This is a genomic window from Pseudomonas sp. B21-019 (genome assembly GCF_024749225.1).
Lineage (GTDB): Bacteria > Pseudomonadota > Gammaproteobacteria > Pseudomonadales > Pseudomonadaceae > Aquipseudomonas.
Genome location: NZ_CP087193.1, coordinates 3,588,789 through 3,604,418, shown reverse-complemented (window position 1 = coordinate 3,604,418; position 15,630 = coordinate 3,588,789). Strand labels below are relative to the sequence as shown.

Genomic DNA, 15,630 nt, shown 5'->3' with positions numbered 1-15,630 from the left:
TCATTCTTCGGTAAAAGAATTCTTGTCCTACAACAATCATAGGCCGGGCCAAGAAGAATATTTCTCTGTGTTTCGTTGCACTGAAGGTCATTTGAGGATAAAAAATCTGCATAAACATAAAAAACAGGTGTTTTTATCTCATGCGCAAACTGGACCGTACCGACATCGGCATTCTCAACAGCCTTCAGGAGAACGCGCGCATCACCAACGCCGACCTCGCGCGCTCGGTGAACCTGTCGCCCACGCCGTGCTTCAATCGGGTCAAGGCGATGGAAGAATTAGGGCTGATTCGCGAGCAGGTGACGTTGCTGGATGCCGACTTGCTGGGGCTGCATGTGAATGTGTTCATTCACGTCAGCCTGGAGAAGCAGGTGGAAGAGGCGCTGCAGCATTTCGAAGAGGCGATTTCGGATCGCCCTGAAGTGATGGAGTGCTATTTGATGGCCGGCGACCCGGACTATTTGATCCGCGTGCTGGTGCCGACCATCCAGTCGCTGGAGCGCTTCATGATGGACTTCCTGACCAAGGTGCCGGGGGTGGCGAACATTCGTTCGAGCTTTGCGCTCAAGCAGGTCAGGTACAAAACGGCGCTGCCGTTGCCGGCGAATGGCCTGACCCTGGCCAATTGAAGATCAAAAGATCGCAGGCTTCGCCAGCTCCTACATTGACCGTGTGCACCGTGATCTTGCGGATGCACCCGACCCCGTAGGAGCTGCCGAAGGCTGCGATCTTTTGATCTTGATTTACAGCTTATTAATCGGGATTTTCAGGTAGGTCACGCCATTATCTTCCGCCGGCGGCAGATTCCCCGCCCGCACATTCACCTGAATCGCCGGCAGCAACAGCGTCGGCATGCACAAACCGGCGTCACGCTGGGTGCGCATCGCGACGAAGGAGGCTTCGTCGACGCCGTCGTGAATATGAATGTTGCTTTTGCGCTGCTCGCCAACCGTACTCTGGCATTGCGGGGCGCGGCCCTCGGGCGGGTAATCGTGGCAGACGAAGAGGCGCACGCTGGCGGGGAAGGCCAGCAGCTTACGGATCGAGGCAAACATCTGGTTGGCGTTGCCACCGGGGAAGTCGCAACGCGCGGTGCCGACGTCCGGCATGAACAACGTGTCGCCCACCAGAATCACATCGCCGTCGATCAAATAAGCCATGTCTGCCGGAGTATGCCCTGGCACATGCAGGGCCGTGGCCTTGAGGTTGCCGATGCGGAATGACTCGTCCGGCGCGAACAGGTGATCGAACTGCGAACCGTCGACCCTGAATCCCGGTTCAAGATTGAACAGCGTTTTGAACACGCCCTGAACCTGGCTGATCGACTGACCAATCGCAATCTTGCCCCCCAGTTCCTGACGCAGGTACGGCGCGGCCGACAAGTGGTCGGCATGCGCATGGGTTTCCAGCAGCCATTGCACCTGCAACTGGTGTTGGCGAACGAAGTCGATAATCTTGTCGGCCTGGACGGTCGAAGTGCGCCCGGCGGCGGCGTTGTAATCGAGCACCGGGTCGACAATCGCGCATTGCCCGCCGTCGTGCTCGTAGATCACGTAGCTGTAGGTCTTGGATGCGGGGTCGAGGAAGGCTTCAATCAAGGCGAGCATGGTGGCCGTTTCTTCTTGGACAGGTCTTGAGGGTAGTTTCATTTTCCCTGCATTGGCCAGCCCCGCATCCATTCAGTTGATGAAAAAAACTGTGCGGGCTCTATCCTGTCACTCAATCGATACCGGGCGTACCCGGCCTTTTTTCGCGGATCATGAGTGTTTTATGTTGTTGGCAAGTTTTTTTGGCCTGGTCATGGGCCTGGTGCTCGGCTTGACCGGAGCCGGTGGCGGTATTCTTGCGGTGCCGGCCTTGGTGCTTGGGCTGGGTCTGACCATGACCCAAGCGGCGCCCGTCGCCTTGTTCGCGGTGGGCAGTGCGGCGGCGGTTGGTGCGATCGACGGTTTGCGCCATGGCCTGGTGCGCTATCGCGCGGCGTTGTTGATTGCTTTGCTCGGCGCGGTGTTTTCGCCGGTGGGCATCTACTTCGCGCATCAGTTACCGGAAAAGATCCTGATGATTCTGTTCAGCCTGCTGATGGTCATGGTGGCCTGGCGGATGCTGCGCCCGGAAAAGCTCGACGCCGGCCCGAGCGATCACGGCCACGCCAACTGGGGCCAGAAAAACTGCATGCTCGATCAACAGACCGGGCGTTTCTCCTGGACCGCCAAATGCACTGCGACCCTTGCAACGCTTGGCGCGGTGACCGGTGTGGTCTCGGGGCTGCTCGGGGTCGGTGGCGGTTTTCTGATAGTGCCTGCGTTCAAACAACTGACCGATGTGCAGATGCGCGGGATCGTCGCCACGTCGTTGATGGTGATCAGCCTGATCTCGGTGATCGGGGTGATTGGCGCGTTTCACGCCGGGGTGCGGATCGATGGTTTGGGCGTGTCGTTCATCGTCGCCAGCATCGTCGGGATGATCCTCGGTCGAAAACTCTGCGCGCGGGTGCCGGCCCGGGGGCTGCAGATGGGCTTTGCCAGCGTCTGTGTGGTGATCGCCGTTTACATGCTGTTTAGAGCGCTCGCCTAGCGGCCACCAGTTCCTGTGGACGCCAGTCGGGTCCACAGGCTTACGTCCTAAGTTCCGGGCCTGGCCGACGGGCGGTCTTACGCCGAATTTGCCGCGCGCTACCGGCCAGCCCAAAGCACCTGACAACCGCCCCCAAGGCAGCGTATGACGCCGCCTGTCCGCTTTCGATAATCGCCTCCGACATCAAGTCCCCGTAGCGGAGCGCGTCATGCACAACAATAAGAATTTCAAGCATCGTTTCTTGCCGGCTTTCATCGTTAGTCTGTCATCCCTGGGCCTGAGCTCAATGGCCCAGGCCGAGATCATGCTGTACGACAAGGACCAGACCACATTCTCCACCGATGGCTACATCAACGCCTTCTACGTCAACAGCAACGTGGACCGGGCCGGCGATCAGTACGACCGGCGCCAGGCGCGGGTGAAGATGGGCTTTTTACCTAACTATCTGGGTTTCAACATGGGCAAGCAGGTCGATGACCTCAAGCTCGGCGCCCGGGCCTCGTTCTGGGTGACCATCAACGACAGCGAAACCAACGGCACCGACACCGCCATCGACGTGCGGCAGTTCTACGGTACGGTGGCCAACCTGGAGTGGGGCGAGGTGCTGATCGGCAAGGATTTCGGCCTGTTTGCCCGCTCCAACATCCTGCTCGACGAACTGCTCGCCGGTTACGGTCAGGTCAGCGATACGTTGGGCCTGGTGGACGGCGGCGGGGTGTCGTTCGGCAATATCGGCAGCGGCTATCCGTACCCGTTCCCGACGTCGCAGATTACCTATCGCACCCCAATGATGGACGGCTTGCGGGTCGCGGTGGGGATCATGGACCCGGTCGACACCAACGACAGTAGTGCAACCGGCAAGGCCTACCAGAAGAACCCGCGCACCGAGAGCGAGATCACCTATCAGTTCGACGTTGGCGGAGCGAAGATTTACAGCTGGCTCAACGGCAGCTACCAGACCTCGGACAACACCGACTCCAACGTCGAGTCCGTCACTTCCAAAGGTGTCGGTTACGGTGTGCAGGCGAAGATGGGCGGGCTGTCGCTGACCGGTTCCGGTTTCCAGGCCAAAGGCATCAACCCGTTCTTCACCAACAACGCCGGCGAACCGACCCTGCGCAATGTCGACAGCAACGGTTACTTGTTGCAGGGCTCCTACAAACTGGGCAAAAACCGCCTGGCCTTGTCTTACGGCAAGACCAAGGACGACGGTAACGGCGTGGTCGGCAGCGGCGCTGATTACGAAACCCGCGGCGTTGCGCTGTTCCATGACGTCAACGACAACCTCAAGCTGGTGGCCGAGTACAACCAGTTCGAAATCAACGGCCACGACACCAGCGCCCAGAATGAGAACACCGATACGTTTGCGGTGGGGGCGGTGTTGACCTGGTAACTGGCTGACTGAGCACCACTTGTGGCGAGGGAGCTTGCCTGTGGCTAGAGGGCTTGCCTGTGGCGAGGGGGCTTGCCCCCGTTGGGTCGCGAAGCGACCCCCGATTCTGGTCGCGCATCGGCCAATTTTGGGGACTGCTGCGCAGTCCAACGGGGGGCAAGCCCCCTCGCCACACGCAAATCCCCCTCTCATCCCATCGAACCACCCACCCGCTACCCAAGTAGCATTCGTCACCACCCGCAGGCTTCGTACACTCGAAGCTCATACAGGCGAGGGGCGACGATGCAGCAGGTTCAGAGCGACGGTGTGGTCAGTGCCATGTCCCAGGCCATCGATGCCCAGCAAGCGGCGCAGGATCTGGCGCGACAACTCTTGCACCCGCATTTGGGCTTCGTGCTGTTCTTCTGTTCCGCCGAGTACGACTTGCAGGCACTGGGGCAGGCGTTGCAGCAGAGCTTCGGCGGCATTCGGCTGGTGGGTTGCACCAGTGCCGGCGAAATCACCCCCCAAGGTTATGGCCGCAGCTGCGTGACCGCGGTGGGCTTCGATCATCGGCACTTTTCCATCTCTACCGAACTGATCGATGAGATGGAGCATTTCAGCCTGATCGATGCCCAGCAAATGGTCGAGCGCCTGGTCAGTGGCTGTCGTAGCAACACCCTGGCGCCGATCAAAGGCAACAGCTTTGCCCTGACCCTGCTCGATGGCTTGTCCAGCCGTGAAGAAATGGTGCTCGCCGCCTTGAGCGCGGCATTGGGCGATATTCCGCATTTCGGTGGTTCGGCCGGCGACGACAATTACCTGACCCACACCCACGTGTATTTCGGCGGCGAGTTTCACAGCGGTGCGGCGGTGGTGGTGCTGGTCAATACCTGGCTGGACTTCGAAGTCTTCACCACCCACCACATCCTGCCCAGGGCTGAAAAACTGGTGGTCACCGCCGCCGACAGCACTTCGCGCCGGGTATTCGAGCTCAACGCCGAACCGGCCGCCGAGGAGTACGCCCGGCATATCGGCGTGGCGGTGGCCGACCTCGATTACCGGACCTTTGCCGCACACCCGTTGGCGGTGCGGATCAACGATCAGTATTACGTGCGGGCGATCCAGCAGGTTCACCCAGACCTGAGCCTGAGTTTCTACTGTGCGGTGGAAAACGGCATCGTCCTCACCGTCATGAAACCCGGCCCCATGTTGCCGAATCTGCAAGGCCTGTTCGAGGGTTTGCGCGAGCGTCTCGGGGACTTGTTGCTGACCATCGGCTGCGACTGTTTTCTCCGGCGCCTGGAACTGGAAGACGCCGGCAGTCTCGAGCAAATCGGCGCGTTTTTGCGGGACCAGCGGGTGATGGGTTTCAACACCTACGGAGAACAGTTCAATGGCATGCACATCAACCAGACCTTCACCGGGGTTGCCATTGCCCGAGGACGCGCCCCTGGACAGCGCTGACCTTCAGGCGCAAATCGCCAGCCTGCGGCACGAAAACCAAAAATTGCAGCGCATCAATGACGCGCTGATCGAACGCATCGAGTCCGGCATCACCCGGGGCAACGACCCGTATGCGGCGTTCCAGCATTCGGTGGTGCTGGCCGAACAGGTGCGTGAGCGCACCGACGCCCTGAACCAGGCCATGGCCGAACTCAAGGCTGGCAACCATTTGCTCAGCGAAGCGCGGCTACGAGCCGAAACCGCCCATCAACACTTGATCGACGCCATCGAAAGCATCTCCGACGCTTTTGTGCTGTTCGACGCCGAGCAGCGGATCGTGCTGTTCAACAGCCGTTTCAAGGCGTTTTGGGGTAACAGCCGGGTACGGATCAACGCAGGCATGCGCCTGAGTGAGGTCAAACGGTTGATGACTTCTACCGGGTTGTTCAGTGAAGAACCCCGGTCGCCTGTCGACGAAAGCCTGCTCTATCGCCTGCACAATGGCCGCTGGCTGCAAGTCAGCGAGCGGCCGACCCAGGAAGGCGGGCGGGTGATTCTGTTCACCGACATTACCGACGTCAAACTCAGCGAAACCCTGCGCCGCGAGCAGGCCGTGGCGCAAAAGTCGCACCTGTTGCAACGGGCGGTCGACAACCTGTCCCAAGGGGTGGCGATGGTCAACGCCGAGGGCATTCTGGAGTTGTGGAACCGGCGCTTCCTGGAACTCAGCGGCCTGGCCCCGGTGGCGGCTCATCGGCCGTTCGCCGAAGTGATCGCCGACAGCGAATTGAACCTGCTGACCCCGGCCAGTCGTGATGCCAACGGGCGATACGTGCAGGAATGCGAGCAGCGCCTCTACGATGGCCGGGTCCTGGAAATCCGCACCCATCCGTTGCCCACCGGCGGCTTCGTCAACACCTTCACCGACATCACCGAACGCTACCAGCACGCCGAAGCCCTCAGCGAAAGCGAGCGCTGGATTCGCTTGATCACTGACCACGTGCCGGCGCTGATCGCCTACCTGAATGCCGATCTGGTCTATGAATTCACCAACAAAGTCTACGAAGAATGGTACTGCTGGCCCCGGGGCGTAATGCTCGGGCAGAGCCTGCGCGAAGTGCACAGCGAGCAGCACTATCAGCGCCTCGAGGCCTATGTGGCTCGTGCCTTGGCCGGCGAGAGCGTGACGTTCGAGTTCGCCGAAACCAACATCAACAATCAGGAGCGCTACATGCTGCGCTCCTACGTGCCCAACCGCCTGGCCAGCGGGGAAGTGGTGGGGATTTTCGTGTTGATCCGCGACATCACCGAGCGCCGCCGTACCGCCGAGGCGCTGCATCAGGCCTATCAGAACCTTGAGTTGCGGGTACGCGAACGCACCACCGAACTGACCACCCTCAATGACCAATTGCTGCGTGAAATCGACGAGCGTCGGCGCGTGGAATCACGCTTGCGCGAGGCCAAGCTGGAGGCCGAGCAGGCCAACCTGTCGAAGACCAAATTTCTCGCCGCCGTCAGCCACGACCTGCTGCAACCGCTGAACGCCGCGCGGCTGTTTACCAGCGCGTTGCTGGAGCGCCGGGAGCCAGTGGCCAACGAGAATTTGGTGCGCAACGTCAGCAATTCCCTGGAGGACGTGGAAAACCTGTTGGGCACACTGGTGGACATTTCCAAACTGGATGCCGGGGTGATCAAGGCCGACATTGCGCCGTTCGCCCTCAGCGAATTGCTGGAAAACCTCGCCGCCGAATACACCCAAGTAGCCCGCAGTGAAGGCCTCGAGCTGCATTTCATCCCGTGTTCGGCGCTGGTGCGCAGTGACATTCAATTGCTCGCACGGATCCTGCGCAACCTGCTGAGCAACGCCATTCGCTATACCTACAGCGGGCGGGTGGTGCTCGGTTGCCGGCGCCATCACCAGCGGCTGACCATCGAAGTCTGGGACAGCGGCATGGGCATTGCCGAGAACCGTCTGGAGGAGATTTTTCAGGAGTTCAAACGCGGTGACGTACAGCGTCCGGATCAAGATCGCGGCTTGGGGCTGGGCCTGGCGATCGTCGAGAAAATCGCGCGTATTCTTGGCCACCGGATTCACGTGCGTTCATGGCCGGGCAAGGGCTCAATGTTTTCCGTCGAAGTGCCTTTGAGCGCCACGGCGCCGAAGGCATTGCCGAGTTTGTTGATGAGTGAACCGATGCTCGAGCGCCTGCGCGGTGCACGGGTGTGGGTGCTGGACAACGACGCGGCAATTTGTGCCGGGATGCGCACCTTGCTCGAAGGTTGGGGCTGCCGGGTGGTCACGGCACTCTCGGAGGAGGACCTGGCGCGGCAAGTGGATAATTATCACGCCGAAGCCGACCTGCTGATCGCCGACTATCACTTGGATGACGAGCAGAACGGCGTCGACGCTGTGGCCCGCATCAACGCCCGTCGCGCCTCGGCGATCCCGGCGATGATGATCACCGCCAACTACAGCAACGAACTCAAACAGCAGATCCGCGAACTGGGCCACACCCTGATGCACAAACCGGTGCGGCCGATGAAGCTCAAGACGGCGATGAGTTATTTGCTCGGCCCATCCAGATAACACCTAACCTGTGGCGAGGGAGCTTGTCGGAACGCCGCACCGCCCCGTTCGGCTGCGAAGCAGTCGTAAATCCAGGCGACTCGGTGCATCTGAGAATTTGCAGGGGGCCGCTTCGCGACCCAACGGGGGCAAGCCCCCTCGCCACAGGTCAGCTTTCAGACCGGGCAGTTACCGCCGAAGATACGACCCGAAATCAATATCCCCGGCACTCAATATTGCCTGCACCCGGTTGTGCACATTGAGTTTGCGCAAGATCGCCGAGACGTGGGCCTTGACCGTGGTTTCGGCGATTTCCAGGGTGTAGGCGATCTGTTTGTTCGACTCGCCCTTGGTCATGCGCTCAAGCACCAGCAGCTGTTTGCGGGTCAGCGCCTGGAGCAGCTCCGGCGGGAAGCTCGGGGTCTCGCTCAGGCGCCGGCTGGCGCCACTTTTTTGCGTGCGGATGATGTCTGGCGGCAGGTACACATTGCCATTGAGAATCTGCTGGATGGCCTCGGTCATCTGCACCCGTGGCGAGGACTTGGTGATGAACCCCACCGCGCCATAGGTGATGGCTTGCAGCACGATCTGCTTGTCCTGTTCGGCCGAGACGATCACCACCGGAATGGTCGGCGCCTCGTTGCGCAGGTTGATCAGGCCATTGAGGCCATGCATGCCGGGCATGTTCAGGTCGAGCAGGATCAGGTCCAGGTCGTCGTGTTCCTGGGTCAAGGCCAGGGCGCTGTCGAGGTCGGCGGTTTCCATGACCTCGCTGCCGGGGAAACCGTCGCTGATGACGTTATGAATGGCTTCGCGAAACAGCGGGTGATCGTCGGCAATCAGAATTTTGTACATGGCCTTTCACCTCATTATTTTTTTTCAGGGTGTGGCAACAACACGCAAGTGCTCAAGTCAGGGAAAAGGCTCGGGCTTCGCCTGCGTCACGGGCAGATTCGCCGCTTGCCAGGCATCCAGTCCGTCGCGGTACCAATACAGTGTTTTATAGCCCATGGAAGCAGCGCGTTTTACCGCGTTCCAGCTCAACCAGCAATCGGAGCGGCAGTAAAAGACCAACGGTTGCGTGTGATCGCCAGCGGTCAATGTGTTCAGGTTACGTGCAAAATAGTCTTGCCAGTCGGGCGTCAGATCGCCGTCACCGGTATTGGCCAACCAATGGCTGCCGGGCAGGTTTTCGTGGGGCTGGTCTTCGATGAAACGGCCCTGTAGCCATTGCCGACGGTAGACATCGATCAGCACCGGCCGGGGCGTCTGCTTGAGCAGGTCTTGCAGGGCGGGCGTGTCGATGATGTTCGCGCCCTGGAGCTGAGTCGGGGTCGGGCTGCGGTACAGGCCGATGCGATAACCGTCGGCGGAGAACAGCGCTGTTTCGGCCTGCGCGGTGCCCAGCAACAGGCTCAGCGACAGCGCAGCGAGAGAAGGGCGCAACAGAACACGTCGGGCACGCGGCATGGGGGTCAGTCCTTATAGTTATGGACCCATTACATGCCAGTAGCGGTGCGTTGTGAATGCGACGATAGACAGGTAAACCAGTACCAAAGTAGTAATTTTGTCCTGTTGATCGTTCCCACGCTCTGCGTGAGAACGTTCCGGAGTAGTCAGCCGGTTTTGCGCAAGGCCGCATGTTGCGGGTTGAAGGTGAGCACGGCGAGCAGGGCGAACACCAGCGTCAGCCCCGCGCACACCGCCAGCGCCAACGGGTTGAAGCGTTCGTACAGCGCGAATCGCACCAGCTCCACCGCATGGGTGAACGGGTTCAAGGCGCACAGCCAATACAGCCACTCGCTGGAGTCGCGCATTTTCCACAGCGGATACAGCGCCGACGACAGGAAAAACAGCGGGAAGATCACGAAATTCATCACCCCGGCAAAGTTCTCCAGTTGGCGAATCGCATTGGACAGCAGCAGGCCCAGCGCACTGAGCATCAACGCCACCAGCAGCAACGCCGGCAACGCCAGCAACAGGCCCATGGCCGGCGGTTGCACGCCGTACAGCCAGGCAATCGCGAGGAAGGCGTACACCTGCAACAGCGAAATCAGCGACGTCGCCAGTAATTTGCTGCACAGCAGAAAGGTCCGGGGCAGGGGGCTGGTCAGCAGCACGCGCATGCTGCCCATCTCCCGGTCATACACCATCGACAGCGAACCTTGCATGCCGTTGAACAGCAGGATCATGCAGGCAAGGCCCGGGATGATGTAAACCTCATAGGGAATGTAGGTGTCGTAGGGCTCGATGATGGCGATGCCCAGTGCCGCGCGGAACCCGGCAGCGAACACCAGCAGCCACAGCAACGGCCGCACCAGCGCACTGAGAAACCGCGTGCGCTGCAACACGAAGCGCAGCCATTCGCGCAGCACGATACCGCTGAAACATTGCCAGTAAGCGTTCATCGGATGACTGCCTCTGAAGAGACCGAGGTGGTCAGGCGAGCGAAGGCCGAATCGAGGTCGCCGCCATGTTCCAGGCTCAGCGCATCAGCTTGTCCGCTGGCGACCAAACGGCCTTGATGCAGGATCAGCAAGTCGTCGTTGGGTTGCACTTCATCCAGCAAATGAGTGGTCCAGAGTACGCTGATGGTTTGCTCGCGGCACAGGCTGCGGATGTGCTGGTTGAGCGCCAGGCGACTGGCCGGGTCAAGGCCGACACTCGCCTCGTCAAGCAACAACAGGCGTGGTTCGTGCAGCAACGCGCGGGCGATTTCCACCCGCCGGCGATGGCCGCCATTGAGTTCGCGGACCCGCTCGCGACGGCGCTCGGTCAGGGCCTGACGCGCCAGCTCAGCGTCGACCCGCAGCCCGGTCTGGCGTCGGGACAGACCATGCAGCGCCGCGTGATAACGCAGGTTCTGCTCGACACTGAGGTCCAGATCCAGCGTGCTTTGCTGAAACACCACCCCTAATTGCTTGAGCGCCGGGCGTGCCGCGTCGCGCAACGAGCAGCCGCCGACCCGGATATCACCGCGTTGCAGATCATAGAGGCGGGTGAGCAGGGCGATCAGGGTTGATTTGCCCGCGCCATTAGGCCCAAGCAGTGCCGCAAAACGCCCCGGTGCCAGGCTGAAACTCAACTTGCGCAAGGCCTCGCGCGGGCCGTAGGCGAAACTCAGGTCGCTGACCTCGAGGGCGTTCATGGCGTCACCACCACGCCCCACGGATAGCGCCCGACCTTCACCGATTTGCTGACTTTGAGGGTGTCGACATCGATCACCGACACATCGCCACTGACACCATTGGTGGCCAGCAGTTGCCGTTGATCCGGGGTGAACGCCATCTGCCAGACCCGTCGGCCCACCAGCAGGTAATCAACAATCTCGAAGGTCTTGGCGTCGATCACTGCCACATGGTTGGCCGGACCGAGGGCGACGAAGCCGTACTTGCCGTCGGCGCTGAGTTTGATGCCGACAGGCTGGACTTTGTCCGGGTGCACGCCTTTGATCTGAAAGCTCAGGGTCTTGAGGATTTTGCGGCTGGCGACATCGAGAATCGTCACCGTGCCACCGATTTCCGCCGAGGCCCAGAGCTGCGAGCCATCGGGATTGAACTCGACAAAACGCGGTCGTTGATCCACCAGCGTATTGTCGGCCAGGGTCTGGGTGCCGGTGTCGATCCAGTGCAGCATGTTGGTGGTTTCGCTGGTGTTCACCGCCCATTTGCCATCGGGGCTGACGGCCATGCCTTCGGGCTCGACGCCAACGTTGATCTGCCCGAGCACTTTGGAGGTTTCGGTGTCGATCACGGTTACCAGCGCATCGTCTTCGTTGGAGACATACAACCAGCGATTATTAGGGTGCAGGGCGAATTGTTCAGGGTCTTTGCCCGAGGGCAGTTCCTTGATGATCTTGCGCGTGGCGACGTCCATCACCTGGACCCGGTCCGAATCACTGGCGCAGATGTACAGCAGCTTGTTGTCGTGGGACAGCAACAGGCCGCGTGGACGCTGGCCGACGGGCAGGGTTTCGGTGACCTGCAGGGTCTGCATGTCGATCAGGCTCAGGCTGTTGTCCTTTTCGTTGGAGACCCAGGCGGTGCTGGCCGCCGCATGCCCGGCGGCGAGCAGTAGAGCGCATGAAAGCAGGGTGCGGCGCATGGCAGATTCCTTCTTATTGTGGTGGTAGGGCTGTCAGGGAAAGCGGCAGCTGACCTCGGCTTTGTCGTAACCCAGGCTGTCCATTTCGTTGAAGGGGTGCAGGAAACCGTCTTGCGGCGAGGTGCTGACCAGCGCCCGGGGCTGCACGATGGGGATCGGCTGGCGCAACTGACCGTTCCACGGCCGATAACTGAGCTTGCGGCCCTTGAAGCCGTCCAGCGGCAATTGCTCGCTGATTTCAAGCGTACGAATCGCCATGGCATCGGCCTGACGCAATTTGCCCACCGCGCTGGCAATGCTGCGCACCGCCATCCATGCGGCGAAATCCCGATCGTTCATCCAGCGCCCGGCCAGGGCTTCAAAGCGTTTTTGCAACTGCGCGGCGCCATAGGTTTCCACGGTCTTGTGCCAGCCCACCGGGGTCAGGCCCTGGGTGCCGGCGACCGGGCGTGGGTACCAGGTCTGGTAGGGCACGTACTCGCCGAAGTCGCCGCGTTCATCGGCGACCAGCACCACGTCGTATTCGGCGGTTTGGGTGAACAGCGGCATGTCGGCCTGGGCGCTGCGCCGTTGATCGTTATCGAAGCTCCAGGCTTTCTCCGCCACCAGTTGCAGGCCGAAGCGTTTTGCGGCCCGGCGCAGGGCGGCGGCATAGGCTTGATCGTCGGCGGTGGGGCCGACGATCAGCAGCGCCCGTTGCCATTTGCGCAGCACCAGAAATTGCGCGAGTGCATCGGCCAGCATCGCCCGGCTCGGCAGGCTGTGCAGCACGTTCGGCAGGCAATCGGTAGTGCGCAGGCTGTCGTCGGGGCTGCCGGCATTGAACAGCAGGCTGTCGGGGAGCACGGTGCTGAGTCGGCGCAGGTTTTCCGCCGGTGCATTCACCACAAACAGGCGCAGGCCTTGTTCGTGTTGGGCTTTGGCCGCGTCGATCAGCGCATCCGGATTGTCGACGCTGGCGCTGACCAGGCTGTAGCTGTGGTTGAGGAAACGCCCGGTACTGTTGCTGTCGATGATCGCCAGTTCCGCGCCACGCAAGCCGGCATCGGTTGGCTCGGGAATGACGTTTGACAGCAACGGCCCGGGATCGGGGCGATACCCCAGATAGCCGATCCGCACCTGCAACGGCGCATCCGCCGCCTGACTCTGGGTCGCCAGCCCGGCGGCGCAGGCAATCGCCAGCAGGTAGATCAAGGCATAAGGGGCGAGCTGGCGCATAAGGCACTCCATCACAGGTAGCGCCAGCATAGGAACCCATGACGGGTGGGGAAATATGCAGAAAGTATCGATGGGCCAGTACCAAGGTAGTAACGGCGTGTGAAACGCACCTGGGTGGTTCACCACAAGCCCTACTACCAAGGAAGTAGGCCGCGGCCACCAAAGCAGCATAGGGCTGGTACGACGGGGTTCCTAAGATGGCTGCCATAGCCTCTGCAAAGAGGTTTTGCGTGCAATCTTGAGGGCATAACAATGACAACAAAACGCAACGCCTTGCTCGTCGCCGGACTGCTGGCCGGCTTCCTCAGCGCAGGTTCTGTCTGGGCTCACGGCAACGTGGTACCCCAGGCCGTCGAAACCAAGGGGTTGACCCCGATCAAGGATGCCGGCGTGCAGGTCAATGCCGATGGTTGGGCGGCGGTGAACCCGTATCGTTCTTCTCCAGAACACGATAAAGCGTTGGAGATCGGTTCTTCGGCCTACAACCAGAACTGCGCGGCCTGTCATGGCCTGGAAGCCAAGTCCGGCGGCATTGCCCCTGACTTGCGCATGCTCGATGTCGGCGAGGCTGGTGATGAGTGGTTCGTCGAACGGGTGCGTAATGGTGCCGTGCGTGATGGCCGGGTGTACATGCCGAAGATGGCCGACTACTTGAGCCAGGAAGCCTTGTGGGCGGTACGCACCTACCTGGACAGCGTGCACGTCGAGGAGTGACCCATGCGCCTGCTCGCGGTGTTGATCAGCGCTGTGTGGTTGTGCTGCCAGGCAGCGCAGGCACAGGTCCGAACCTATGACGAAATGATCGCCGCCGCCGAGCTGAAAGTCGCGGTCTACAAGGACTTCGCGCCCTACAGTTTCGAGGACGCCGGCCAGCCTCGCGGAGTCGATGTCGAACTCGCCCAGGCCTTGGCCAAGGCCATGGGGGTAAACCTGAAACTGATCTGGGCACCCGCCGGGGAGAAGCTCGACGACGACCTACGCGATTACATCTGGCGGGCCAGTCAGCTGCACAACCAGCAACTGGCCGACCTGATGATGCGCGTGCCCTACGACCGCGATTACTCACAGAAACGCAATGAGCTGGGCGAACTGGAGAACGGCCATGTGGTGATGTTCGGGCCGTACCAGACCGAACAATGGCAAGTGGCGTATGACCGTCGCCGACTGGACTCGGTGGCCAGCGTCGCGGTGTTCCAGCAGCACCCGATCGGCGTCGAAGTCGACAGTGTGCCCTCGTTTTACCTGACCTCGGTGTTCAACGGCATGCTAGCCGCCAAGACCCACCATTACCCCGGCGTGCCCCAGGCGTTTGCCGCGATGAAGGCCGGTGAAGTCGACGCGGTGATGGCGATGCGCGGCGAGATCGACTGGCAGGTTCATCAGGCCGCCGACCCGCAAGTGGCGCTGGCGGAAAACGCCTATCCGAACATGGGCAAGCAACGCTGGGAGATCGGCATGGCGGTGCATGAAAGCAACCGGCAACTGGCCTATGCCGTGGAAGAGGCGCTGGAAACGTTGATTCGCGAGGGCACGGTCAAAAGCATTTATGCCCGTTACGGCCTGCGCTATGACGTGCCCGAGATGTATCAACAATGAACTGGCGCGCGCGTTGGCTGTTGGCCTGTTGGTTGCCCTTGGCCGCGCAGGCGATTGAGGTCGATCCGGTGCCGTCGGTGATGTGGGCGTTCTATCACAAGCAGATGCTTGGCGACGCACCGTTCGTGTTCGACGAGCGGGTCAAGCTGCTGGCACCGCCGTTCGCCGAAGACGCCCGGCAAGTGCCGTTGGAAATCGACGCTCGGGCGTTCAAGGGCGAAGTGGTGCGAATCCTTGCCTGGGCCGAACTCAACCCGCTGCCGAAAATCGTCGACTTCGAGCCTTTGACCGGTGTGCTGCCCTGGCTGTCGATCCGCATCCGCGTTGAACAGGCCACGCCATTGCGCGCGGCGGTGTTGACCCGCGACGGGCTGTGGCATGTCGGTTCGACCCTGATCGACGCGGCCGGCGGCGGTTGCACGGCGCCGAGCGTGGTGCGCACCCAGCCGGGCTGGGAAGAACACATCGGCGAAGTGCTCGGCGGTCGTTATCCCCGTGGCGAATTCAGCCGCGTGCGTTTGCAGGTGGCGCATCCGATGGACAACGGCATGGTCAGCGGCATCCCGGAATTTTTCCTCAACCAGGCCGAGCTGCGGGACTCAGACAACCGGGTACTGGCGCGTCTGGAGCTGTTCCCGGCGGTCAGCGAGAACCCCAACCTGGCTTTCGACATCGAAGGTGCGGGGCGGACGCGCCTGATATTGCGCGACAACAGCGGCAATCAATTCGATGCGGCCATACCCTGACCCAA

15 protein-coding genes are annotated in these 15,630 nt (G+C 61.1%); 8 read left to right on the top strand and 7 right to left on the bottom strand.

The features are described from left to right. Positions 1-140 precede the first annotated feature (140 nt). On the top strand, positions 141-629 hold the full coding sequence (gene bkdR / locus LOY36_RS15985; protein ID WP_017339472.1) for a Bkd operon transcriptional regulator BkdR: 489 nt from the start codon (positions 141-143) through the stop codon (positions 627-629). A gap of 114 nt (positions 630-743) precedes the next feature. On the opposite strand, the gene LOY36_RS15980 is transcribed toward bkdR, so the two are convergent. Continuing rightward, the gene (locus LOY36_RS15980; RefSeq protein ID WP_258668766.1) at positions 744-1,607 is read right to left on the bottom strand and encodes an MBL fold metallo-hydrolase; all 864 of its coding nucleotides are present in this window, start codon (positions 1,605-1,607) and stop codon (positions 744-746) included. Between the two features lie 163 nt (positions 1,608-1,770). Here LOY36_RS15980 and LOY36_RS15975 point away from each other — a divergent pair, with 163 nt between their 5' ends. The 4 genes from LOY36_RS15975 (at position 1,771) to nahK (ending at position 7,982) form a co-directional block, all read left to right on the top strand. After that, positions 1,771-2,577 carry a sulfite exporter TauE/SafE family protein gene (locus LOY36_RS15975; protein WP_258668764.1) on the top strand — a complete coding sequence of 269 codons (807 nt, stop codon included), beginning with the start codon at positions 1,771-1,773 and terminating at the stop codon, positions 2,575-2,577. A 208-nt stretch (positions 2,578-2,785) separates the two neighbouring features. After that, positions 2,786-3,970 (top strand): porin, encoded by a 1,185-nt coding sequence (locus tag LOY36_RS15970; RefSeq protein ID WP_258668762.1) that lies wholly within the window; start codon positions 2,786-2,788, stop codon positions 3,968-3,970. Positions 3,971-4,252: 282 nt separating this feature from the next. Further along, on the top strand, positions 4,253-5,416 hold the full coding sequence (gene nosP / locus LOY36_RS15965) for a nitric oxide-sensing protein NosP (protein ID WP_096480056.1): 1,164 nt from the start codon (positions 4,253-4,255) through the stop codon (positions 5,414-5,416). Continuing rightward, complete coding sequence (gene nahK / locus LOY36_RS15960) at positions 5,385-7,982, top strand: hybrid sensor histidine kinase/response regulator NahK/ErcS' (protein WP_111453488.1); 2,598 nt, start codon at positions 5,385-5,387, stop codon at positions 7,980-7,982. Before nosP ends, nahK begins: the two co-directional genes overlap by 32 nt. Positions 7,983-8,150: 168 nt before the next feature. Here the strand turns inward: nahK and LOY36_RS15955 are convergent, their stop codons facing one another. The 6 genes from LOY36_RS15955 to LOY36_RS15930 all read right to left on the bottom strand — a co-directional run bounded on the left by LOY36_RS15955 (position 8,151) and on the right by LOY36_RS15930 (position 13,283). Further along, positions 8,151-8,816 carry a response regulator transcription factor gene (locus LOY36_RS15955; protein ID WP_258668760.1) on the bottom strand — a complete coding sequence of 222 codons (666 nt, stop codon included), beginning with the start codon at positions 8,814-8,816 and terminating at the stop codon, positions 8,151-8,153. A 57-nt stretch (positions 8,817-8,873) separates the two neighbouring features. Beyond that, positions 8,874-9,431, bottom strand: a complete 558-nt coding sequence (locus tag LOY36_RS15950) for a PQQ-dependent catabolism-associated CXXCW motif protein (protein WP_258668759.1) — start codon at positions 9,429-9,431, stop codon at positions 8,874-8,876. A gap of 146 nt (positions 9,432-9,577) precedes the next feature. Continuing rightward, on the bottom strand, positions 9,578-10,369 hold the full coding sequence (locus tag LOY36_RS15945) for an ABC transporter permease (RefSeq protein WP_096480057.1): 792 nt from the start codon (positions 10,367-10,369) through the stop codon (positions 9,578-9,580). Further along, positions 10,366-11,109 (bottom strand): ABC transporter ATP-binding protein, encoded by a 744-nt coding sequence (locus tag LOY36_RS15940; RefSeq protein WP_258668756.1) that lies wholly within the window; start codon positions 11,107-11,109, stop codon positions 10,366-10,368. Before LOY36_RS15940 ends, LOY36_RS15945 begins: the two co-directional genes overlap by 4 nt. Continuing rightward, positions 11,106-12,065, bottom strand: coding sequence for a YVTN family beta-propeller repeat protein (locus LOY36_RS15935; protein ID WP_258668754.1), 960 nt, complete (start codon positions 12,063-12,065; stop codon positions 11,106-11,108). The genes LOY36_RS15940 and LOY36_RS15935 overlap by 4 nt, the downstream gene beginning before the upstream one ends. Before the next feature lie 33 nt (positions 12,066-12,098). After that, positions 12,099-13,283 carry an ABC transporter substrate-binding protein gene (locus LOY36_RS15930; protein ID WP_258668753.1) on the bottom strand — a complete coding sequence of 395 codons (1,185 nt, stop codon included), beginning with the start codon at positions 13,281-13,283 and terminating at the stop codon, positions 12,099-12,101. Positions 13,284-13,535: 252 nt separating this feature from the next. On the opposite strand from LOY36_RS15930, the gene pedF reads away from it, so the two are divergent. The 3 genes from pedF to LOY36_RS15915 are packed head-to-tail and all read left to right on the top strand — an operon-like array spanning position 13,536 to position 15,625. After that, positions 13,536-13,997, top strand: a complete 462-nt coding sequence (gene pedF, locus LOY36_RS15925; protein ID WP_028940253.1) for a cytochrome c-550 PedF — start codon at positions 13,536-13,538, stop codon at positions 13,995-13,997. 3 nt (positions 13,998-14,000) lie between these two features. Next, the gene (locus LOY36_RS15920; protein ID WP_258668752.1) at positions 14,001-14,879 is read left to right on the top strand and encodes an ABC transporter substrate-binding protein; all 879 of its coding nucleotides are present in this window, start codon (positions 14,001-14,003) and stop codon (positions 14,877-14,879) included. Further along, positions 14,876-15,625, top strand: a complete 750-nt coding sequence (locus LOY36_RS15915; RefSeq protein ID WP_258668751.1) for a quinoprotein dehydrogenase-associated SoxYZ-like carrier — start codon at positions 14,876-14,878, stop codon at positions 15,623-15,625. Before LOY36_RS15920 ends, LOY36_RS15915 begins: the two co-directional genes overlap by 4 nt. Positions 15,626-15,630: the final 5 nt, after the last annotated feature.

What these genes read in the sequence shown, in the direction of transcription:
- LOY36_RS15955 (WP_258668760.1), bottom strand. Translation starts at nt 8,816, where the DNA reads ATGTACAAAATTCTGATTGCCGACGATCACCCGCTGTTTCGCGAAGCC.
- LOY36_RS15935 (WP_258668754.1), bottom strand. Translation starts at nt 12,065, where the DNA reads ATGCGCCGCACCCTGCTTTCATGCGCTCTACTGCTCGCCGCCGGGCAT.
- LOY36_RS15915 (WP_258668751.1), top strand. Translation starts at nt 14,876, where the DNA reads ATGAACTGGCGCGCGCGTTGGCTGTTGGCCTGTTGGTTGCCCTTGGCC.
- LOY36_RS15920 (WP_258668752.1), top strand. Translation starts at nt 14,001, where the DNA reads ATGCGCCTGCTCGCGGTGTTGATCAGCGCTGTGTGGTTGTGCTGCCAG.
- LOY36_RS15945 (WP_096480057.1), bottom strand. Translation starts at nt 10,369, where the DNA reads ATGAACGCTTACTGGCAATGTTTCAGCGGTATCGTGCTGCGCGAATGG.
- LOY36_RS15970 (WP_258668762.1), top strand. Translation starts at nt 2,786, where the DNA reads ATGCACAACAATAAGAATTTCAAGCATCGTTTCTTGCCGGCTTTCATC.
- pedF (WP_028940253.1), top strand. Translation starts at nt 13,536, where the DNA reads ATGACAACAAAACGCAACGCCTTGCTCGTCGCCGGACTGCTGGCCGGC.
- nosP (WP_096480056.1), top strand. Translation starts at nt 4,253, where the DNA reads ATGCAGCAGGTTCAGAGCGACGGTGTGGTCAGTGCCATGTCCCAGGCC.
- bkdR (WP_017339472.1), top strand. Translation starts at nt 141, where the DNA reads ATGCGCAAACTGGACCGTACCGACATCGGCATTCTCAACAGCCTTCAG.
- LOY36_RS15940 (WP_258668756.1), bottom strand. Translation starts at nt 11,109, where the DNA reads ATGAACGCCCTCGAGGTCAGCGACCTGAGTTTCGCCTACGGCCCGCGC.
- LOY36_RS15930 (WP_258668753.1), bottom strand. Translation starts at nt 13,283, where the DNA reads ATGCGCCAGCTCGCCCCTTATGCCTTGATCTACCTGCTGGCGATTGCC.
- LOY36_RS15980 (WP_258668766.1), bottom strand. Translation starts at nt 1,607, where the DNA reads ATGCTCGCCTTGATTGAAGCCTTCCTCGACCCCGCATCCAAGACCTAC.
- LOY36_RS15975 (WP_258668764.1), top strand. Translation starts at nt 1,771, where the DNA reads ATGTTGTTGGCAAGTTTTTTTGGCCTGGTCATGGGCCTGGTGCTCGGC.
- LOY36_RS15950 (WP_258668759.1), bottom strand. Translation starts at nt 9,431, where the DNA reads ATGCCGCGTGCCCGACGTGTTCTGTTGCGCCCTTCTCTCGCTGCGCTG.